Annotated in this window: 18 protein-coding genes; 7 read left to right on the top strand and 11 right to left on the bottom strand. The window is 64.3% G+C overall.

The genetic code is table 11. The features are described 5' to 3' along the window. Positions 1-1152 precede the first annotated feature (1152 nt). The gene (locus Q0L30_RS19015; RefSeq protein WP_296659728.1) at positions 1153-1353 is read left to right on the top strand and encodes a hypothetical protein; all 201 of its coding nucleotides are present in this window, start codon (positions 1153-1155) and stop codon (positions 1351-1353) included. Between the two features lie 23 nt (positions 1354-1376). Here the strand turns inward: Q0L30_RS19015 and Q0L30_RS19010 are convergent, their stop codons facing one another. The 5 genes from Q0L30_RS19010 to Q0L30_RS18990 all read right to left on the bottom strand — a co-directional run bounded on the left by Q0L30_RS19010 (position 1377) and on the right by Q0L30_RS18990 (position 5133). Beyond that, positions 1377-1838, bottom strand: a complete 462-nt coding sequence (locus Q0L30_RS19010; RefSeq protein ID WP_296659725.1) for a hypothetical protein — start codon at positions 1836-1838, stop codon at positions 1377-1379. A 115-nt stretch (positions 1839-1953) separates the two neighbouring features. Then, positions 1954-2412 (bottom strand): zinc-finger-containing protein, encoded by a 459-nt coding sequence (locus Q0L30_RS19005; RefSeq protein WP_296659723.1) that lies wholly within the window; start codon positions 2410-2412, stop codon positions 1954-1956. Between the two features lie 308 nt (positions 2413-2720). After that, complete coding sequence (locus Q0L30_RS19000) at positions 2721-3989, bottom strand: MFS transporter (RefSeq protein WP_296659720.1); 1269 nt, start codon at positions 3987-3989, stop codon at positions 2721-2723. A gap of 195 nt (positions 3990-4184) precedes the next feature. Further along, positions 4185-4619 carry a winged helix-turn-helix domain-containing protein gene (locus Q0L30_RS18995; protein ID WP_296659718.1) on the bottom strand — a complete coding sequence of 145 codons (435 nt, stop codon included), beginning with the start codon at positions 4617-4619 and terminating at the stop codon, positions 4185-4187. Positions 4620-4704: 85 nt separating this feature from the next. After that, the gene (locus Q0L30_RS18990) at positions 4705-5133 is read right to left on the bottom strand and encodes a molybdopterin-binding protein (RefSeq protein ID WP_296659716.1); all 429 of its coding nucleotides are present in this window, start codon (positions 5131-5133) and stop codon (positions 4705-4707) included. 178 nt (positions 5134-5311) lie between these two features. Here Q0L30_RS18990 and Q0L30_RS18985 point away from each other — a divergent pair, with 178 nt between their 5' ends. Together Q0L30_RS18985 and Q0L30_RS18980 are read left to right on the top strand one after the other, a co-directional pair. After that, a complete protein-coding gene (locus tag Q0L30_RS18985) occupies positions 5312-6196 on the top strand; it encodes an extracellular solute-binding protein (RefSeq protein WP_296659714.1) in 885 nt (294 codons plus the stop codon). 16 nt (positions 6197-6212) lie between these two features. Continuing rightward, the gene (locus tag Q0L30_RS18980; protein WP_296659711.1) at positions 6213-8048 is read left to right on the top strand and encodes an ATP-binding cassette domain-containing protein; all 1836 of its coding nucleotides are present in this window, start codon (positions 6213-6215) and stop codon (positions 8046-8048) included. Positions 8049-8355: 307 nt separating this feature from the next. Here the strand turns inward: Q0L30_RS18980 and Q0L30_RS18975 are convergent, their stop codons facing one another. From Q0L30_RS18975 to Q0L30_RS18965, 3 genes are all read right to left on the bottom strand, one after another. After that, positions 8356-9375 (bottom strand): hypothetical protein, encoded by a 1020-nt coding sequence (locus tag Q0L30_RS18975; protein ID WP_296659709.1) that lies wholly within the window; start codon positions 9373-9375, stop codon positions 8356-8358. A 356-nt stretch (positions 9376-9731) separates the two neighbouring features. Then, on the bottom strand, positions 9732-10211 hold the full coding sequence (locus Q0L30_RS18970) for a nuclear transport factor 2 family protein (RefSeq protein ID WP_296659708.1): 480 nt from the start codon (positions 10209-10211) through the stop codon (positions 9732-9734). Then, the gene (locus Q0L30_RS18965; RefSeq protein ID WP_296659706.1) at positions 10204-10881 is read right to left on the bottom strand and encodes a TetR/AcrR family transcriptional regulator; all 678 of its coding nucleotides are present in this window, start codon (positions 10879-10881) and stop codon (positions 10204-10206) included. The genes Q0L30_RS18970 and Q0L30_RS18965 overlap by 8 nt, the downstream gene beginning before the upstream one ends. A gap of 268 nt (positions 10882-11149) precedes the next feature. Between Q0L30_RS18965 and Q0L30_RS18960 the strand changes: the two genes are divergently transcribed. Next, positions 11150-11737: a YceI family protein gene (locus tag Q0L30_RS18960; RefSeq protein WP_296659704.1), complete on the top strand. Its 588-nt coding sequence runs from the start codon at positions 11150-11152 to the stop codon at positions 11735-11737. Positions 11738-11758: 21 nt separating this feature from the next. On the opposite strand, the gene tdh is transcribed toward Q0L30_RS18960, so the two are convergent. After that, the gene (gene tdh, locus Q0L30_RS18955; RefSeq protein WP_296659699.1) at positions 11759-12787 is read right to left on the bottom strand and encodes an L-threonine 3-dehydrogenase; all 1029 of its coding nucleotides are present in this window, start codon (positions 12785-12787) and stop codon (positions 11759-11761) included. Between the two features lie 30 nt (positions 12788-12817). Continuing rightward, positions 12818-14017, bottom strand: coding sequence for a glycine C-acetyltransferase (locus Q0L30_RS18950; RefSeq protein ID WP_296659696.1), 1200 nt, complete (start codon positions 14015-14017; stop codon positions 12818-12820). 154 nt (positions 14018-14171) lie between these two features. On the opposite strand from Q0L30_RS18950, the gene Q0L30_RS18945 reads away from it, so the two are divergent. From Q0L30_RS18945 to Q0L30_RS18935, 3 genes are all read left to right on the top strand, one after another. After that, positions 14172-14816 carry a helix-turn-helix domain-containing protein gene (locus Q0L30_RS18945; protein WP_296659693.1) on the top strand — a complete coding sequence of 215 codons (645 nt, stop codon included), beginning with the start codon at positions 14172-14174 and terminating at the stop codon, positions 14814-14816. Positions 14817-14887: 71 nt separating this feature from the next. Further along, on the top strand, positions 14888-15286 hold the full coding sequence (locus Q0L30_RS18940) for a DUF2471 family protein (protein WP_296659690.1): 399 nt from the start codon (positions 14888-14890) through the stop codon (positions 15284-15286). A 122-nt stretch (positions 15287-15408) separates the two neighbouring features. Then, entirely contained in the window at positions 15409-16392 is a 984-nt protein-coding gene (locus Q0L30_RS18935) for a site-specific integrase (protein WP_296659688.1), read from the top strand. Positions 16393-16477: 85 nt separating this feature from the next. On the opposite strand, the gene Q0L30_RS18930 is transcribed toward Q0L30_RS18935, so the two are convergent. Further along, positions 16478-17683: a DNA-binding protein gene (locus tag Q0L30_RS18930; protein WP_296659685.1), complete on the bottom strand. Its 1206-nt coding sequence runs from the start codon at positions 17681-17683 to the stop codon at positions 16478-16480. Positions 17684-19436 lie beyond the last annotated feature (1753 nt).

The following is a 19436-nucleotide window of genomic DNA, read 5'->3' as shown; positions in this document are numbered from 1 at the left end:
AAAGCCGATCGCCGCCATCGCGATCAGGCAGATGATCAGCGGAAACGCGACGAAGTCCCAGCGATTGGGCAGCACCCGCCACGCCGAAGCGTTGGCCGTGCGGTTCAGGTTGAAGCCGAACTCCATTACTGGCCTCCCGTGCCGGTTGTGCGGATACTACGCTGGACGCCGCGTGCGCGCGTTGCGCACTTCGTCGCTTGCATTGAGCAGTTGAACTGGATCATGTTGAAGCACTGACAAACTGGATGATGTGCAGGGCCCGGCGCGCCAGGGCGCGCCGGATCGGCCGGTCAGACCCGAAACACGCGTGCGGGCAGATCACGCCAGCAAGCAGCGAGGCCGGACAGACGGCTCAACGTTGAAACCGGCGCGCACTGGCTGGCGCCAGGCACATCGGTGGGGAATACGGTGCAAAGCCGTTGCTGCCTTTGTGTCAAACGCGGCAAACGCGGCGCACGCGGCAGATGCGGCAGAAGAAGGCCGAAGTTCATGCTGGATCTCCTCGCGTCCAGGAGGACGCCGTTGCGAGGAAAGCCAGCAGACCGGCTGGGCGCGGTGCGCACAGCGGCTCACGTCTGCTCGCTTTCCTCCGTGAATATCGAAAGGAAGCGGCATAACGGATAACTGTCACTGTCGGACATCGGAACTCCTTATTGCGCGGCGACGCGCGAACGACGCCTGTAGCGGCGCGCGCCGCACCTGAGAGGCACGGCAAGCGCACCGTACCGCGAACACGGACGGTTCGCGGCGCGATATCAGCCACACGACAGCCACGCGCGGCGCGAATGAACGCGAGCGGCGCCTGGATGACGCGAACAAGGATGCACGAGGATTTACTGCTGGACGCGCACCATCTGCCTGCTGGCAAGACGGCGGCTAGAGAAAGGGAGCGCGGACGTCCTGCCGGTCAGGCAGCGAAACTCTTCGAAGATCGACAACTGCTACTGTCCAAGGCGTCAGCCCCTTTTGTTGAGACGGGCGAATTTTAGTCACGCCGCCTGCCGGAAGTCAACACGATTCGCTGGCGGCGTCAAATCTCGTGCCAATGTCGCCACAGGGCGGTCCGGCGGCAAGCGGCGCAATCCAGGGGACGAATCGCGGGCGCACGAGGCAACGGTCGGGCCGATCATCGGCTGGCCCGGATCCGCTGCTGTGCGCGGCGCCATCCACACCTTCGATTCCGCCCGGTCCGTCGCGTACCGGCCCTGGTTCGTCTTCATCGCGGTGGCCGTCTTTTACACCGCGCGTTTCACACCTTCCCGGTTGCTGCCCGAGACGCGCAGCCTCGATGGCGCACGCCGCGTGCCCGCCGCGCCGTTCCGGTTCTTTAAACCCGCTTTAAACCCGCTTTAAACCCTTAACAACCCATCGACAGCTCAAGCCTGCTTGCGTTTGGCCGCCTGGCCCGTCTCGCCCATGCCCATCTGTTCGAGCCGCTCGCTCGCCTCCGTGAGCGCCCAGAGCGGCGCGAACTGCAGTTGCAGATCGTAGACCGTCACGATCGCCGCCAGCGCGTCAGCCTCCGCGGCGTCGAGCCGCCAGTTGCCGTGCGCGCGTCCGCGCTCGAAGCAGGCGAGCAGCGCCGCGTCCGCGTCGCGCACCTGCGCCTGCGTGAGCGCGCCGTAACCGGCGTTGACGATCGACATCGTCAGCACGTGCGTATGCAGCATCGCCTGGGCGTCGTGGCTGGTGCCGCCGCCGCGCAGCGCCGCGAGCGCGAGGTGCACCTGGAGCGCGAGATCGTTTGCGCAGGCGCGCGGCATCGGAAGCAGCATCGCCTTGCTGCGGCGGACATGGGCCGCGTGCGCCTGCTGGGGAAATGGAATGGTCTTGGCCATGGTGCACAAAAGAAACGGTTCATGTGCAATAACGGCAGGCCGCGCCGAAGGTTGAGCGGCGCATTGTCCCGTGTGTGTAACTAACCGTAACGATCGCCCCTGCGGGCACAACCTTTCAATTTCCTTCGGCCGGTTCGTGGCCGCGCCGGGATGAGGTGAACGCCTCGACGTGGCGGATCGCCTGCTCGCACTGTTCGAGCGTCAGATGGTGGATCGACGGATTGGGCAGGTCGAAGCCGAGCGCTTGCGCAAGCCAGCGCATGGCCTTGCCGCGCGCTTCGAAGGCGTTCACGCCGTCGCGCCGCACCTTGGCCGCGACAAGCGGCTCGAGTGCATCGTGCAGACGGCTCTTCGCATCGCGCAGCGCGGCGTTCGCAAGACGCCCGAGCGGGACATTGCGCGTGCTGCGCGCCGGCACGCCGATCCACGCCTCGCAGGGCGTACAGACCCAGAGCGTGCCGTGGTCGTCGCGATACGGATACGCCTCGTCGCCAAAACGCGCGAGCAGCGCCTTCGCGCCGCAGTAGTCGCACAGCGGCTGGGGCAGCGCCTTCACGGGACGGCCTACGCGCATCGAACGCTCCTGACCGCCCCGATGGGCGGTGACATGAAATGGTTGAACGGAAAGTGGAAAGCGTGCGGCAACTGCGCCGCCGCGCTCGGGAAAGGATACCGGGAAATCGCGGCGGGACGCTTTAACGCCACGGCACGGCGCGGTGCGAGACGCTGCGGTGCGGTGCGGTGCGGCCAAGTGGCAGCGGCCAAGCGACGAAGCGACAACGCAACGAAGCCGCGAAATCGCAGGGCGGCCGCCGGGCCTGGCCGATTCAGGCCGCACCGCCTCGCGACCGGCTATTTCCCTTCCCGGCCAGCCGCGCCGCCTCAGTTCGCCGTGGCGCTCACACGCGGCTCCTCGCGTTCGAGCGAACGCGTATCGCGCAGGCCCGGAAACAGCTTCATCCAGAGCAGCGCGACGGCAATCGTCGCGACGCCGCCGATCAGCACGGCGCGCTGCGCGCCCCACCATCCGGCGGTCAGGCCCGACTCGAACTCGCCAAGCTGGTTCGAGGTGCCGATGAAAAGCGAGTTGACCGCGCTGACGCGCCCGAGCATGTCCTCGGGCGTGCGCAGTTGCACGAGCGACAGGCGCACGACCACGCTCACGACGTCCGACGCGCCCAGCACCGCAAGTGCGATCAGCGAGACGACGAGGTTGTGCGAGAGCCCGAACGCGACGGTCGCGAGGCCGAACACGATCACGCCGCCAAACATCGCGAGCCCCGGGCACCGCCGCAGCGGGAAATGCGCGAGCCAGATCGTTCCGGCGAGCGCGCCCGTCGCCGATGCCGAGCGCAGCAGCCCGAGCGCAACGGGACCGGCATGCAGGATGTCGCGCGCGAACACCGGCAGCAGCGCGGTCGCACCGCCGAACAGGACGGCGAACAAATCGAGCGACAGTGCGCCGAGGATCACGGGCTGCGAGCGGATGAACGCGATGCCGGAAAACACCGATTCGAGCGTCACGGGCGCGCGGGCGGCGGGCTTTGTCTGAAGCGGGATCGTGCCGGTCAGTGCGGCGGCCGACGCGAACGACAGCGCGCACGTGAGATACGCGACGCCCGCGCCGAGGCCGAAGAGCAGGCCGCCGAGCGCCGGGCCGACGATCTGTGCGGTCTGGTTGGCCGAGGCGGCCCAGGCCGTCGCATTGGGGAGTTGCGCACGCGGTACGACGCCGGGCAACAGCGACGTCAACGCGGGCGACTCGAATGCGCGCGCCGCGCCCACGCACGCCGCGAGCGCATAGATATGCGGCGCGCTGAGCCAGCCGCCGAACGTGCCGAACGCGAAGGTCAGCGCCGCGGCGCACTCGATCGACTGGCACACGGCGACGATCCGGCGCCGGTCGTAGCGATCGGCGACATGACCAACGACGAGCGTGAGGAGAAACATCGGCAGGAACTGCGCGAGGCCGACGAGGCCGAGGGCAAACGCGCTGTGCGTCAGCGCATAGATGTGCCAGCCCATCGCGACGGCCAGCATCTGGAACGACGCCGACGACAGCACGCGTGCGCCCCAGAAGCGCTGGAAGCCGGGGTTGCGCGCGAGACTGGGTGGCGCGGCGGCGTCCGGTGGCGGGGAAGATGCGGTCATGAACGGCGGGGGAAGCGAAAGACGAGCGACGGACGAGCCAAGGACGGATACGTGCAATTGTGCGAAACCGCGCGAAACCGCACGGGACCGGCCATTTTAGTGGAAGCGGCAAGCCGCTACGCGCGGCCACCTGCGAGCCGGATTCGACGGCCTGCGGCGCGGGCAAGCCGCCGCCGCAGTACGCACATCAGCGCTTCAGCGCTTCACGAGTTCCGTGAGCGCCTCGATCTCGGACGCGCAGGCCGCCGCCGCACGCGCTTCGATCTCGCGATAGAGCCGGATGATTTCGTCGCCGACGGGCGTGAGCATGCTGCCGCCGCCGCTCTGGCCGCCGTGCTCGGAAATCGTCGCAGGCGACTTGAGCGAGCGGTTCAGTTCGTCCATCAGCAGCCAGGCGCGGCGATAAGACATGTTGAGGCTGCGTGCCGCCGCCGAAATCGAACCGTGCTCGCGCACCGCCTCCAGCAGCGAAACCTTGCCTGGGCCCAGCGCAATCGTGTCGCCCTGGAGAATGCGCATGCGAAAACGCACTTCGGGATCGCCTGACACCGGCGGGATTGTCTGGCCGGTTTCGGTCGGCGCCGAAGCGGGCGTCCTGGCGGATGGGCGATCTTTAGCGGTGCTGGTCATGCGCGCAAGCATACACGATGCACTTCGCGCAGACCGGGGCAGATCGGGCCGATCCGGTAGAACCGCCCGCTCCGGAAAGCGCGCGTTACGCGTCGACGCCGACGATCACGCTCGACGCCTTGAATAGCGCCGCAGCCGCCTTGCCTGCCGCGAGGCCGAGGTGATCGACGCTCTCGTTGGTGATGATCGCCGCGATCGACGCGCCGCCCGGCGCTGCGATCACGACTTCTGCATTGACGGCGCCCTTCGTGACCGATGCGACCGTGCCCGCCACGACGTTGCGCGTGGAGACGCGGGTAGCGTCGCCATCGACCATCACGATCACCGACGACGCCTTCACCAGCGCGAACGCCGGCTTGCCCGCCGCGAGGCCGAGCGCAGCGGCGCTGCCATGCGTGATGATCGCAACGATGTCGAGCCCGCCGCCGGTACGCAGCGTGACTTCGTCGTTAACGGCGCCGGCCTTGACTGCGCTGATCTGACCGGTGAAGTGATTACGGGCGCTCGTGCGCATAAAGATCTCCATGGCGTGCAGTCGCAATGTGCACGCCGACAATGAACGGAGCCCCAGTGTACCCGGGCGTACGCGACGCGCCCAGACGCGACGGATGGACTAGTCCATTCGGACGGGTACATGAAATTGCAAGTCCAGCGTAATATATTGCGGTTTATAACGGTACGGGGAAACAAGCATGATCCGCAAACTGATTGCCTCGGTTGTCGTGTTGACCGGCGTGCTCGGCGCGAGCGCCAACGCCTTCGCCGCCGACGAGAACGACGTCAACGTGCTGTACGCCGGTTCGCTCGTGAACCTGATGGAGAAGGACGTCGGGCCCGCGTTCGAGAAGGAAACGGGCCTGCGCTTCAAGGGCTACGCGGCCGGTTCCAACAAGATCGCCAACGAGATCAAGGGCAAGCTGCGCCGCGGCGACGTGTTCATCAGCGCGAGCCCGAAGGTCAACACGAGTCTGATGGGCGACGCGAACGGCAATCACGTTTCGTGGTACGTCAACTTCGCCGAATCGCCGCTGCTGATCGGCTACAGCCCGAAGAGCCGCTTCGCCGCCGACTTCAAGACGAAGCGGTGGGACCAGGTGCTCCGCGAGCCGGGCCTGCGCCTCGGGCGCACCGATCCGAAGCTCGATCCGAAGGGCGCATTCACCGTCGAACTCATGACGAAGGCCGCACAGGTCTATAACCAGCCCGATCTCGTCGAGAAGACGCTCGGCGCGCCGGAGAATCCCGAGCAGGTCCTGCCGGAAGAAACGCTCGTCGGCCGCCTGCAGTCGGGCCAGCTCGACGCGGGCTTCTTCTACTCGACCGAAACGTCCGACCTCAGGATTCCGTCGATCCACCCCGCGCCCGAGCTGAAGATCAAGGCGAACTACACGCTCACGATCCTCAACGACGCGCCCAACCAGGCGGGCGCGGCGCGCTTCGTCAACTTCCTGCTCAGCGCCGAAGGCCGCAAGCTGCTCGCCGAACATGGCGTCGACGTGACGAAGCCCGCCGTGCAGGGCAGCACCCAGGCGATTGCGCCGTCGGTGCAGGCCGTGATCGACGCCGCGCAACAATAGTCGAGAAGCAACAGCTGTGAAACAACCCGCCGCGCGGCCGCTCCTGTGGCTCGGCGCACTGCTCGCCGTCTATCTCTGCGCGCCGTTCCTCGCCAGCATCCCGCAGATCGGCCAGGCCGACTGGGCCGGCGTCGACTGGCGCGCAACGTGGTCCGCCGTGGCCGTGTCGGTGACGAGCGCGAGCGTCGCCGCGCTCGTCATCCTCGCGGGCGGCGTGCCGCTCGGCTACTGGCTCGCGCGCTCGCGCTCGCGCGCCGTCGCGCTGCTCGGCTTCGTCGTGCAGTTGCCCCTCGCATTGCCGCCGCTCACAAGCGGCGTGCTGCTGCTGTTTCTGGTCGGTCCGTATAGCACCATCGGCCAGCTTTTCGGCGGCAGGATCACCGATTCCTTCACAGGCATCGTCCTTGCGGAAACCTTCGTTGCGGCGCCATTCCTGATCGTCGCGGCGCGCTCGGCGTTCGCCGCCGTCGACCCCGTCTACGACGACGTCGCCGCCACGCTCGGCCATCACGCCATGAGCCGCTTCTTTCGCGTGACGCTGCCCATCGTCTGGCCCGCCATTCGCGCGGGGCTCGCGCTCGCGTGGCTGCGCGCGTTCGGCGAGTTCGGCGCGACCATGATGGTCGCCTATCATCCGTATTCGCTGCCGGTCTACACCTACGTCGTGTTCGGCGGCCAGGGGCTGCCCGCGATGATGCCGCTCCTGTTGCCGACGCTCGCCATCGCGATCGTCTGCGCCGTGCTCTCGGTCTACGCGCGCGGCCCGCGCGTCGGGCACACCGCGCCCGCCGAGAACGGCGACGAGCCCGCGAGTTTCGCGAGCGCCGTGCCTGCCCGCGCCGTCACCGGCCTTCGGCTTGCCTTCGACGCGCAGCGGCGCCTCGGCGCATTCAGCCTCGACATCACGTGGCGGCCGCAGACCCGCCGTCTCGCCATCATCGGGCCGTCCGGTTCGGGCAAATCGCTCGCGCTGCGCATCATCGCGGGTCTCGAGCACAACGACACGGGTTCGGTCACGCTCGGCGGCGCCAATCTCGGCGCACTGCCGCCCGAGCGGCGGCCGATCGGTTACATGCCGCAGGACTACGGTCTTTTTCCGCACATGACGGTCGCGCAGCAACTGGCGTTTCCACTCGGCGCCGATGCCGCGAGCGCGCGCTACTGGCTCGCGCATCTCGGCCTCGATACGCTGACGGCGCGTCTGCCGCACGCGCTGTCGTTCGGCCAGCGCCAGCGCGTCGCGCTCGCGCGTGCGCTCACGCGGCACAGTCAACTGCTGCTCTTCGACGAGCCATTCGCCGCGCTCGACACGCCGCGCCGTCGCCGCCTGCAGCAATCGCTGCGCGCGCTGCAGCGCGAGATCGACGCGGTGACCGTCATCGTCACGCACGATCCCGACGAAGCCGCACTGCTCGCGGACGAAGTGCTCATCATCGAACACGGCCGCGTATTGCAGGCCGGTCCCGTGAACGACGTGTTCCGGCGGCCAGCCTCGCTGCGCGTGGCCGAGCTGCTCGGATTGCATAACGTCGGCGAAGGCGTCGCGCGCGCTGCCGACGAAATCGAAACCGCGAAGGGCCTGCGCCTGCCGTACGCCGGTGCGTCGTTCACACCCGGCACGCGCGTGATGTGGCGGGTCGCGCCGCGCGCGCTGCGCGCCACGCCCGAAGGCGCGTGGACCGGCATGCCAGCCGGTCATGCACTTCGGCACGGCGACCGCTACGTGACAATCGAAATGGGCGGCGAAGCGTTCGATATTGCCGCCGAGGATGCACCGTGTACGAGCGATGGTGTGCAGCGCTTCTCGATCGAGCGCGAGGGGGTTTCGGTGTGGGCCGCGCCGCACTCCTGAAAAGGCTCACCTTTCACCCGTTCGGCATGGGTGTTTGCGCGCGCCGAACGCGCCGAATGTGCCGCCCAGGCGCTATTTCGACACCTTCCGCGCGGCGCGGAGCGCACATTCGCTTCGCTCCCGAAAACGCTCACCTTGGAGCAGCCGACGCCTTCGCGCAACGAATCTCCGCGTCGCGCCAGCATTCGAGCAATATTGTGTTCACTAAACCTGGGATTGCCAGGAAATATTGCCCACGTCTGTTTTAGCCGATTCCGGCGCTCTCGGCTCCCGAAAACGCTCACCGTTCGTGTGAGCGTTGCGCCGCTCAGATCATGAAACGGCTGTCCTCGTCGAGCACGGTTGGCAGCGGCACGAGATCCGTGCGCGCGAAACGAATCAGCGAAAACGCCCGTTCGCCCAGCGGACTCGCGGGTAGCCGGGCGAGCGGAAAGACGACTTCCACGCTGTCGTGCGAGGCGTTTGCCTCGATCACCACGTTCATCGCATTCAGCCGGATTCGCTTCATCTCGACGTTCGTGTGCCGTGCCGGATGGCCGAGCACATCGCAGATGACGTCGAGGTCGCGTGCGAGCGCATCAGTCTGCAGGCCGAGCGCGTCCAGTGCGCGCGCGTTGGCCTCGATCTCGGTCTCCAGTTCGATGCGTTGCGCCGCATTCGCCGATGCACGCTCACCGAGCATCTTGTGCGTGCCTGCCCCCTGGCGCGTCAGCAACTGCAGCCGTGTCTTCAGGAGCGCGCGGTCCTGCAGAAGCGCATCGCGACGCGACTCGTCGGCGCCGATCTGCGCGAGACCTTCAAGTGCAATCTGCTCGACTACGCGCTGCACGATCTGCTCGCGCAAATCGTCTTCCGACTCGCCGCAAAGGCGCACCTGATGATCGTCGAAACTCAGCGTCGTGCGCGCGACATCGGCATGCACCACGTCGCCGATCTGCTCGACACCGAACACGCGGCGCTCGCTCATCGCCATGCTGAGCACGGCGTAGGTTTCGCGCGCGAGCGGGTGGCTGTCGAACCAGACGTGCATTTCGGGCGAGCGGCTGAGAATATGCGCGACCTCGTCAGGCGCCGCGAAAAACGCGTGAATATACGGGTCGTCGAGCCAGGCGGCTGCGTTTGCCACGCGCGCGTGCGGCAACTCGTTCACCAGGCCGCTGACGTAGTCGAGCGAGCAGACCAGCACAGGCGTGACGCGCGCCTGAAAACCCTCCGCGAGCTTCAGCGCCGGGCTCAACACCAGCAGACGCTCGATTAACGCGTGGATCTGAGGCGTGACCGGTATTGCCTTGGGTCGAGGCCGCCATAGTCTGTCGAGAATGCCCATTTCACGACTCCGGAGCGAACCGCGCAGGCGCGCGGCTGGAATCGGGTGCCGCATGTGATCCTTTCGGATCGTCGCGAAACACCCGTGCTGCATCGCAGCGCAAATCACTATAGCGCGAATTCGTGTGCGGGCAGGTTTAAGGTGTTTGACGTGCTTCAGGTGATTAAAGTGATTAAGGTGCTCATCCCGAACAAGCTCACCATTGCACTCGCCACACGAACCCGCAGCTCCCGGATTAGCTCACCGTTCGTTGCGATTGGTTTTTGTCTTTTCAATTTTCCTGGCATTGCCATTTAAATGATTCGACAACATGTTTCACCGCGACAAACTCAACAACAAACGCCGCCTGCAGCGCGTTAAAGACCGAGTTCGCTGAGCCCCGGATGATCGTCGGGACGGCGGCCGAGCGGCCAATGAAAGCGACGGTCCTTTTCCAGAATCGGCAGGTCGTTGATGGAGGCAAAGCGGCGCGCCATGAGGCCGTTCTCGTCGAATTCCCAATTCTCGTTGCCGTAAGAGCGGAACCAGTTGCCGGAATCGTCATGAGACTCGTAAGCAAATCGCACCGCGATACGGTTTTCCGTCACCGCCCACAGTTCCTTGATGAGACGGTAATCGAGTTCGCGCGCCCACTTGCGCGTGAGAAATTCGACAATCGCTTCGCGGCCCGTGACGAATTCGGCTCGATTGCGCCACACGCTTTGCGGCGTATAGGCCAGCGAAACGCGCTTCGGATCGCGTGAATTCCACGCGTCCTCCGCCGCGCGCACCTTCAGGATGGCGGTTTCCCGCGTGAACGGCGGCAGCGGCGGGCGAACCTCAACGGCGTCAGTCATGTTGTTTCTCCAGGGAACGCGCGGTGCGCCTGGCAGGCGGCCGCGACGGGTGACGACTGCGCAAAGCGCCGGTGCCGACCAGCGCTTCAAGCAAGGACTTTGCGGCGGTGCGCGCGTCGAGCGCAGCATCGGCGTCGCCGCTTACGAGCGCGACGCCAATTGCACCGTCGATCATGATCAACCACTGGCGCGCGAGACGCGCGGCATGGCGGCGATCGATGCCGTGCGCGGCCACGAGCGCATCGCACTGGTCGCGCACGAAGGCGAGCAGGCGAGCCTTATGCTCGCGCGCGATGAGCCGGACGGGATCGTCGGCCGACGCAGTCTCGCCCGACGCATTCAGGAACGCGCAACCGTGAAAGTCTTCGGCCATGAACCAGTCGCGCAAAACGTCGAACATGCCGATCAGCCGTGTTCGCGGCGTATGTCCGCGCTTGAGCGTGCCGTCCACGAACCAGCGCATCCAGCGCTCGTCGCGACGCGTCAGCACGGCGGCAACGAGCGCATCCTTTGATCCGAACCAGGTGTAGAAGCTCTTGCGCGCGGCGCCGGCTTCGCGAACAATCGCGTCGACGCCGGTCGCGTGAATGCCGCCGGTGTAAATCAGCGTTTCGGCTGCGTCGAGCAAACGCTCGCGGGTATCGGGCTGCGGCGCGGTGGCCGTGCTCATGCTGGAATCTCCGTGACGGTGCTGAAGGTCCCTACCCGACCTTGAGATTTGCATCGACTGAGAACGATCGTTCTCCACGGCGAGAATGTAGAACGATCGTTCTCCCGGGTCAAGCAAAAAACCGGCGGAGCGTGTGAACACCCTGGAATAGATGATCGCCCCGACGCGTTAATATCGAGGCACCATGCGGATATAAGTCATGAACGGAAGAGGCGTTACCAGCTTGAAGCGGCGGACCTGGTTTGCGGCGCTTTGCGCGGCATGCCTTATGTTTGCGTGCACGCCGCTGCGTGTGGTCACGCACAGCGTGAGCAGCGCCGCAGCGGAGGTGCCGGCAGGACACTATGTACTCGACCCGCACCACTGGAGCGTGGTGTTCGACATCGATCATCTGCATTATTCGCGCTTCGTGATGCGCTTTGACCGCGTCACGGCGCAACTCGACTGGCGCGCGGGCGGGCTGAATAGCGCGACGGTCGAAGCGACCATCGACGCAGCGAGCCTCGACACGAACGACCCGCAACTAGACCAGCAGGTGAAAGGCGCGCAGATGCTGGATGTAGCGCGCTATCCGCAGATCCGCTTCGTCAGTACCCGTTTCGAGCAGACCGGCGATGCGCGCGGCACGCTCACGGGCAATCTGACGATTCGCGGCGTCACGCAGCCGGTCACACTCGACGTGACCTTCAACGGCTATGCGCCGAATCCCCTCACGAAGCAGCCGACCGTGGGCTTCGCCGCGACGGGCCGGTTCAGCCGCGCGAAGTTCGGGCTGTCGACGTGGTATCCCGCGGTCGGCGACGACATCGACGTGCGCATCGAAGCCGAATTCGAACAGCCCGCCCCGGCGAACTGAATCACCACACCGTAGCGGCGTTTATCGGGTCCAGTCGAGAATGACTTTGCCGCTATTGCCGGAAAGCATCGCTGCAAAGCCCTTTTCGTAGTCGTCCACGCCGAAGCGGTGCGTGATGATCGGCGAAAGATCGAGTCCGCTTTGCAGCATGGCGACCATCTTGTACCAGGTCTCGAACATCTCGCGGCCGTAAATGCCCTTGATTTCGAGGCCCTTGAAGATCACCTGATTCCAGTCGATCGCGGTTTGCGCCGGCGGAATGCCGAGCAGCGCAACCTTGCCGCCGTGATTCATCGATTCGAGCAAGGCGGTAAATGCGCTCGGCACGCCCGACATTTCGAGGCCCACGTCGAAGCCCTCGGTCATGTGCAGGTCGCTCATCACGTCGCGCAACGATTCGCGCGCAACGTTCACCGCGCGCGTCGCACCCATCTTGCGGGCGAGTTCGAGACGGTAGTCGTTGACGTCGGTGATCACGACGTTGCGCGCGCCCACATGCCGCGCGATTGCCGCCGCCATAATGCCGATCGGGCCCGCGCCGGTAATCAGCACGTCCTCGCCGACGAGGTTGAACGAGAGTGCGGTGTGCGTCGCGTTGCCGAACGGATCGAAGATTGCAGCGAGATCGTCGGAGATCTCAGGCGGAATCTTGAATGCGTTGAAGGCCGGAATCACGAGATATTCGGCGAACGCACCTTCGCGGTTCACGCCCACGCCCACCGTATTGCGGCACAAATGCCGGCGTCCCGCGCGGCAGTTGCGGCAAAAGCCACAGGTGATGTGGCCTTCGCCGGAAACACGGTCGCCGATCTGGAAACCGCGTACCTCCTGGCCCATTTCAACGATTTCGCCGACGTATTCATGGCCGACGTGCATCGGCACGGGAATGGTCTTCTGCGCCCAGTCGTCCCATTTCCAGATGTGAACGTCGGTGCCGCAGATCGCCGTGCGATGAATCTTGATCATCACATCGTTGTGGCCGACTTCGGGCTTCGGTACATCGGTCAGCGTGAGACCGGTTGCGCGTTCGAGTTTTGCGAGTGCTTTCATTTTGCCCAGAATACCTTGCTAAATACGTTTCTAAATGACGCCGAGCGACTTGCCCACACGCGCGAACGCCGTCACCGCGCGTTCGATCTGTTCGGGCGTATGTGCGGCGCTCATCTGCGTGCGAATACGCGCGCGGCCCTTCGGCACCACAGGATAGGAAAAGCCGATCACGTACACGCCTTCGTGCAAGAGCGCATCGGCCATCTTCGAGGCGACCTGCGCGTCGCCGAGCATCACCGGAATGATCGGATGCTCGCCTGGCACCAACGTAAAGCCGAGCGCACTCATCTCGCGGCGAAACTGCGCGCCGTTCGCCCGCACGCGCGCGCGCAATTGCGCGCCTTCGTCACTCGCGACCAGTTCGAGCACCTTGAGCGAAGCTGCCGCAATGCTCGGCGTGAGCGTGTTCGAAAAGAGATACGGGCGCGAGCGCTGGCGCAGCAATTCGACCACTTCCTTCTTCGCCGCGATATAGCCGCCCGACGCGCCGCCAAGCGCCTTGCCGAGCGTGCCCGTAATGATGTCCACGCGGTTCGCGACGCCGCAGTGCTCGGGCGTGCCGCGGCCGTGCTCGCCGATGAAGCCCACCGCGTGCGAGTCGTCGACCATCACGAGCGCGTCGTAGCGGTCGGCGAGATCGCAGATGCCTTTGAGGTCGGCGATGATGCCGTCCATCGAAAACACGCCGTCGGTTGCGATCAGCTTGTAGCGCGCACCGGCTTCGTCGGCCTCGCGCAGTTTCGCTTCCAGATCGGCGAGATCGTTGTTCTTGTAACGATAGCGGCGCGCCTTCGACAGCCGGACGCCGTCGATGATGCTTGCATGATTGAGTTCGTCGCTGATGATGGCGTCTTCTTCGCCCAGCAACGTTTCGAACAGACCGCCATTTGCGTCGAAACAGCTCGAATAGAGAATGCAGTCCTCGGTCTGCAAGAACTGCGCGAGCGCAGCTTCGAGCGACTTGTGTACCGTCTGCGTGCCGCAGATGAAACGCACCGACGCCATGCCGAAGCCGTCGCGATCGAGACCATCCTTGGCCGCTGCGATGAGGCGCGCGTCGTCGGCAAGACCCAGATAGTTGTTCGCGCAGAAATTCAGCACGCCGGTGCCATCAGCAAGACGGATATCCGACGATTGCGGCGTCGCGATCACGCGCTCGCTTTTGTAGAAACCATCGGCGCGAATCTGGTCGAGCGTCGCGCGCAGATGCGCAAGGTAAGGGATTGGCATAAGTCGTCCTCCTGTCCGGGCGGGCCGCTGCCTGCCGGAGTTTGCCGGGGTTTGCCGGGGTTTGCTATAGTCGCCGTTAGCTGTTACGGGAAAAATTCGTTTTTCCGAACGCAAATTCGAGATATCGAACAAACTCTAAACGATGGGGCAGCAAATGGCAAGCACCCGCAAACCACGCACGCCGGGCACCGCAACAACGCGAGGCACGCCGGCGCACGCTGTTTCAGCCGCTCCGGCCGGTTCGCCAGTTACGCCACCGCGTGTCGGCGAGCAGATCCAGCGGCTGCGCAACGAGCGCAGCATGACCCTGGACGACCTGTCGCGCGCGGCCGGCGTCTCGAAGTCCATGCTATCGGAAATCGAACGCGACAAGGCGAACCCGACCATTGCCGTGGCCTGGCGGCTCACGAACGCACTGGGCGTAAAACTCGATTCGCTGTTTGCTGCGTCGAAGGCACCGGAGGCGATCACCGTCGCGGGCCCGCACGACATTCCGACGCTGCATGGGCACGACGCGGGTTATCAGTTGCGCGTCTGGGGGCCGATTGAGCTTGCGGGCCATTTCGAATGGTATGAACTGACGTTGAAACCGGGCGGCGCGCTGGTTTCAGGCGCGCATGAACCGGGCACGCGCGAGCACCTGACGGTGCTGCAGGGAACCATCGACATTGAAGCCGCGGGCACGGCGCAACGCCTGAAGTCCGCGGACACGGCGCGCTACATCGCCGATCAGCCGCACGCAATCCGCAACGCGGGCAAGGGCGAAGCGCGCGCGCTGCTCGTCGTCATCCACGGCTGAGTGCGCGAGGGGCTGCACCGCCGCGTCGACTACTGTATATTTATACAGTTAATTGATCGACTGGAGCCGCCATGCAGACCCCTGACGAGCCGAAACTAGCCGCCTTACGTTTTCAGACGGCCGCGCGCGACCTCGAGCAGATCGTACGTAACATCGCGCAGCGATATATCGCGCGGCAGGTTCCGCTCACGTGGCGGCTGCTGCATGCAATCGAGGCCGAAGCGCTTGCGGATCTTGGATTCGCGAGCCGGCACGACGCGATCATGCTCGGGCTCTTTCAGCGTCCCGGCGAACTTGCTTATCCGGAAACCGACGATCCCGCCGATTTCGGGCGCTCGGACGCGTTGCCCGCCGTATTCGCCTTTGCGGTTGCCGCTTACGAACGCGCAACGCAAAGTAGCGGGGAAGCGCAGTCGCAGATGCCCAAACAACGTCCGCTTCAGCGGCGTATGCGTGCCTGGGGCGGCTAGCGGTTTTTACCGGTATGCCGATCCTGCCGGTCATCCGGAACACACGTCGGCAATAAATCTCCCGATCCATTCGGCCTGCCGCTAGAATTCATCCCAGTAATGCAACTAACGGAATGAGAGCGATGGCGTCTTCCCAACCCCCGCGCGATCTGTTCGACCAGCAACGTGCCGACTGGCAACGCGATCCGGCCAGCGCCTTCGATGCGTGGCTGGCTTCGCAGCAGTTTCGCCAGTCATCGGCCGACGTCTACCGCGTCCAGTGGGGTCGCTTTCTCGAATGGATCGCGATCAGACACAAGACGATTCTCTCGGTCGACACCGGAACCATTGCTGAATTCGTCGCCGGACTCGACATAAAGAGGCCGCAACGCCTTCGCTACCTTCGGTTGATCGAGCGCGTTCTCGATCACGTCCGGCAGATCGAGCTCGCGTCGACCAACCCGGCGCGCTTCATCGCCCAGGACGGCGAAGCCGCCTGGCGCAACGCGAGCGATAACGAACCTACCGGCTTTCTCGATGCGGCCGAACGCGCCGCGATCCTCACCCGGCTCTTTGCGCCGCTGGAAGAGCAATCGGCGGCGAAGCGCTGGCGCGAACGCCGCGATCGCGCACTGGTCGCCGTGTTTCTCGGCGGCGGACTGAAAACGGGCGACGCGATTGCCTTGACGCTCGACACCGTCAAGTCCGGCCAGGCGTGGCTCACGATTGAAGCCGACAATCCGGTGTTTTCGCATTCCACGCGACTCGCCCCGTTCGCAGTGGAGATCCTGGGCGCCTGGCTCGAATCGCGGCGCGAAGCTGGATTACCGGGACAACTCGTGTTTCCGGGCTCCCCCTCGGGACGGCCGATGCACAAGGCCACCATCCTGCGCGCGGTCGACGCGATCGTCGAGGCGGCGGGCATTGCTGAAACGCGCGCGCAGCGCGCGAGTCCGCAGACGCTGCGCAACACGTTTGCCGCGGATCTTTTCGAACAGGGAATGAACGCCGACCAGGTCGGACAATGGCTCGGTTTCATGCAGCCGATTTCTGCTGGCCGGCTGCATCGCGCGTGGAAAATGTGGGCCGACCATGCGTCGGCGGAAAAGGTGCGCGGCCTTGAGTGACAAGGCTCACGTCAACACAGGCACCGCAGCGGCTCCCGTAAAAACTCACTTCCGATCGCCACTGCGGTTCCCGTAACCGCTCACCTCAAGCGGCGCCGGGCGCCGCCTTTCCAGACATGAAACGGCTGACGGCTTCGAGCCGCGAGCCGCCCGCGCCGGACGTGTGCTCGCACTCGGGACACGAGAGTTCGTAGCGGTCATCGACCTGGGAAAATTCAGGCTCGCCCTCCCGACACTTCGGACAGCGCGCAGGCAAGCTGACATGTCCGTCTACGACGGTGCCCAGCTGGGCGAATTCGTCATCGCTGAGCCGACCCGCGCTGGCCAGCGCGCACAGCACTTGGGCGACCGACGCGTCGACACCCTGCAGTCCGCGCAACGCCGTAACCTGGCGCGTGAGCACATCGACTTCGTCGGAACGCTCGCGCAGCAGCGCGTCGAGACGATCCACGCGCGCTTTGGCCGTCGCGAGCTGCTGGATGAAATCGAACTCTTTTTTGCTGGCATCGCGCTGGGCCGCCTGCCACGTCGACGACATCGTACGCAGCGAATCGAGTTCGACCAGCATGGGCTTGACCCGCCGTTCGGCTTCCGCGAGCGCATCCTTGATCTGCTGGGCGTAGTGCTCGGTACTCGTGCGCAGATCGGTATGAAGTGCGTCGATGCGATCGCGCAGCCCTGCGTTGGTGGTCTGTTCGACGTCGAGCCGCTTCGTCAGGATTTCGTTTTCCGCTTCCAGTCTTCGGGCGGTGGCCTGGAGGCTATCGTGGTGGACGGCCCCGTGCGCCGACGAGGCTGCAAGCTGGCTTTCGAGTTCGCGAACCTTTGCCCAGGCCGTTTCGGTCCGCGCTTCACTGCGCTGAAGCATCTCATCGGCTGCGGCACGCCGCGCGTCGGCATCGCGGACGGCTTGTTCGGCGTGTTGCTTGCCGGTTTCGAGATCGGCGCGCTCGGTTTCGAGCGCCTGATGCGCCAGCGTCTGCGCTTCCTGGAAGAGGGCACCGAGTAGTTCGCCAGCGCGCTCTTCGAGCACCGGTGGAATGGCACCCACGCCGACGCGTACGCGTGAGGCCGTACGGATCCGCTGCCAGAACACTTCGATATCTTTTGGAATATCGCTTGCGCTGCCGGTCTGCGTCAGGTCACGAACCGTGGCCATGGATGGACGAATGCCGAAATCGAAAAAGAGGCGCTTGCATGCATGGAGCGACAGTTCTTGTCGCCGTGCCCCGTCTCGTCGGAGTGCTTCCAGCTCATCACGTAGATTCTGGCGATCTTCCTCTTGCATCATTGTTATCTCGCGATTGGGCCGCAACGCGCAAATAATAACAGATTACGTATTGATCACTACGGACTGACGGATGACGTCGTACAGTAGCGGCGATTCGGCAAGTTTTGCTTGATCGCACTGCCTGCGTTACTCACGAATAGGGCAGTATCGTGAAACAAAGTGAGGTTTGTTTCATAAGTGATTGTAAATATGTGAGTTTTTGTTGTGGCTAGATTTTCGGATGGTGTTTCACGGCGGTTGTTCGGGTTCGAGTCGTCGAATGAGCCCGTTTGTCGGGGATTTTGCAGGAGACGCGCGGGGTAGACGTGCTTGAGAGTAATAAAAGTAAACACCCTTGATACCTGTTAAAAACGTTAACGCCTTGGCAAACCCTTACCAGGCAAGGGTTCCAGCGTGCTCGGGTGAAGCTTTACGGGATGTCGGGTGAGGGACTGCAGGATGCGGCAGTGATGGGTTTCAGGGAGGCCGGTGAGCCGCTGCGGGAACGGACGTGAGCGGGTTCGGGAGCCGCGGATTTTCATCGCTGGTGCAACGGTGAGAGATTACGGGACCTGATATCCCGGCGCCCCCGGCGCCACCGCGCGCGTGTTCAGTGTTTCCTGAATTGCAACGGTGAGCGAATTCAGGAACGGGTGTTGGGGAGATTTTTGGGTGAAAAAAGGCGGCTCCGGAGGCCCAGGTGAGATGAATCGGGACAAATCCGCATCCTGAGGTGAGATTTTTCAGGGGCTGGAGGCAGATTTAAGGCCTGGCGGGGCCTCCGGGAGGCTTTAGGTGAGTCTTTTCGGGAGCGACGGCTGCAGCCTTGGTCCGGGATGCTGCGGCTGCGTTTGGGCACCGGGGGTGGATCCCGGCTGTATGGTGAGGTTTTTCGGGGGCTGTTTTGGCGCGTTCGCGCTGTAGAGGTGAGTCTTTTCAGGAGAAAGTTGGTGTTCACTCACCTGAAAACGCGGATAGACAGGACCTCGGGGAGCGCTAACCAGAAACGCACCATCTCATGAGGTGAGCCTTTTCGGGAGGTGTGACTGGAATATGCAGCGGCAGACAGATTGCCGGCGTCCCGCCGGATTCCAGTCGAAGGGTGAGCTTTTTCAGGATGATGCTGACGGCAAGGCGGACCACGTCGGCATGTGGTTAAGCCTCGGAATCCATTGAATTTTTTCAGACGGCGTGGCTAACGGTGAGCTTTTCCGGGGGCTGGCGATCGGCGGCTTCCCGGTGCCTGCCGGGTGCCCGCTGGGTGCCTTCTGGGTGCCTGAAGGATGCCCGCGGGGTGTCCAATCCTGGTAATGGTGAGCATTTCCGGGAGCCTGATTCGATGCTTTCCAGCCCTCAAATGGCCACAAGCAGCATGAGAACGGCATCGGCCGCGCGCTATCGGTGAGGTTTTTCGGGAGATGCAAGAGCGTGCCGAGCGGCTATCGCCGACGGGTGAGCGTCCTTTCGAGTCTTGCCGCTCCGATCCTGACGAGTCCAGTGATACGCGGGTGCGAAGCATCGACGGACCATGCCGATTGAAAATGCCGGGTCCGAAGCCGCAATCAACGACCTTGCACGGACATCGTTGCGGTGTTCGATGCGCTTGCCACCGGATTTGCAGCCGGCGCAGCGCCCGTTCGCAGGCGTTTGACTGTCTTTATCCTGGGCGCGTCAAGGGGGCGCGCCAGGATGGCATTGGGCGGGTGCATTCCGCATACGAAACCGGAGCGCCCCAAATTTTTTTGCGGTGAGACGATACGGGAGGCATCTCGCG

The sequence above is a fragment of the Paraburkholderia sp. genome (assembly GCF_024281035.1).
Classification (GTDB): domain Bacteria; phylum Pseudomonadota; class Gammaproteobacteria; order Burkholderiales; family Burkholderiaceae; genus Paraburkholderia.
Note: the sequence above shows the minus strand (reverse complement) of the source record. Positions and strands in the feature narration are given on the sequence as shown.

Excerpts from the sequence above, each read along its gene's own strand:
- Q0L30_RS19010 (WP_296659725.1), bottom strand. The coding sequence starts at position 1,838 with ATGGCCAAGACCATTCCATTTCCCCAGCAGGCGCACGCGGCCCATGTC.
- Q0L30_RS19005 (WP_296659723.1), bottom strand. The coding sequence starts at position 2,412 with ATGCGCGTAGGCCGTCCCGTGAAGGCGCTGCCCCAGCCGCTGTGCGAC.
- Q0L30_RS19000 (WP_296659720.1), bottom strand. The coding sequence starts at position 3,989 with ATGACCGCATCTTCCCCGCCACCGGACGCCGCCGCGCCACCCAGTCTC.
- Q0L30_RS18995 (WP_296659718.1), bottom strand. The coding sequence starts at position 4,619 with ATGACCAGCACCGCTAAAGATCGCCCATCCGCCAGGACGCCCGCTTCG.
- Q0L30_RS18990 (WP_296659716.1), bottom strand. The coding sequence starts at position 5,133 with ATGCGCACGAGCGCCCGTAATCACTTCACCGGTCAGATCAGCGCAGTC.
- Q0L30_RS18985 (WP_296659714.1), top strand. The coding sequence starts at position 5,312 with ATGATCCGCAAACTGATTGCCTCGGTTGTCGTGTTGACCGGCGTGCTC.
- Q0L30_RS18975 (WP_296659709.1), bottom strand. The coding sequence starts at position 9,375 with ATGGGCATTCTCGACAGACTATGGCGGCCTCGACCCAAGGCAATACCG.
- Q0L30_RS18970 (WP_296659708.1), bottom strand. The coding sequence starts at position 10,211 with ATGACTGACGCCGTTGAGGTTCGCCCGCCGCTGCCGCCGTTCACGCGG.
- Q0L30_RS18965 (WP_296659706.1), bottom strand. The coding sequence starts at position 10,881 with ATGAGCACGGCCACCGCGCCGCAGCCCGATACCCGCGAGCGTTTGCTC.
- Q0L30_RS18960 (WP_296659704.1), top strand. The coding sequence starts at position 11,150 with ATGTTTGCGTGCACGCCGCTGCGTGTGGTCACGCACAGCGTGAGCAGC.
- tdh (WP_296659699.1), bottom strand. The coding sequence starts at position 12,787 with ATGAAAGCACTCGCAAAACTCGAACGCGCAACCGGTCTCACGCTGACC.
- Q0L30_RS18950 (WP_296659696.1), bottom strand. The coding sequence starts at position 14,017 with ATGCCAATCCCTTACCTTGCGCATCTGCGCGCGACGCTCGACCAGATT.
- Q0L30_RS18945 (WP_296659693.1), top strand. The coding sequence starts at position 14,172 with ATGGCAAGCACCCGCAAACCACGCACGCCGGGCACCGCAACAACGCGA.
- Q0L30_RS18940 (WP_296659690.1), top strand. The coding sequence starts at position 14,888 with ATGCAGACCCCTGACGAGCCGAAACTAGCCGCCTTACGTTTTCAGACG.
- Q0L30_RS18935 (WP_296659688.1), top strand. The coding sequence starts at position 15,409 with ATGGCGTCTTCCCAACCCCCGCGCGATCTGTTCGACCAGCAACGTGCC.
- Q0L30_RS18930 (WP_296659685.1), bottom strand. The coding sequence starts at position 17,683 with ATGATGCAAGAGGAAGATCGCCAGAATCTACGTGATGAGCTGGAAGCA.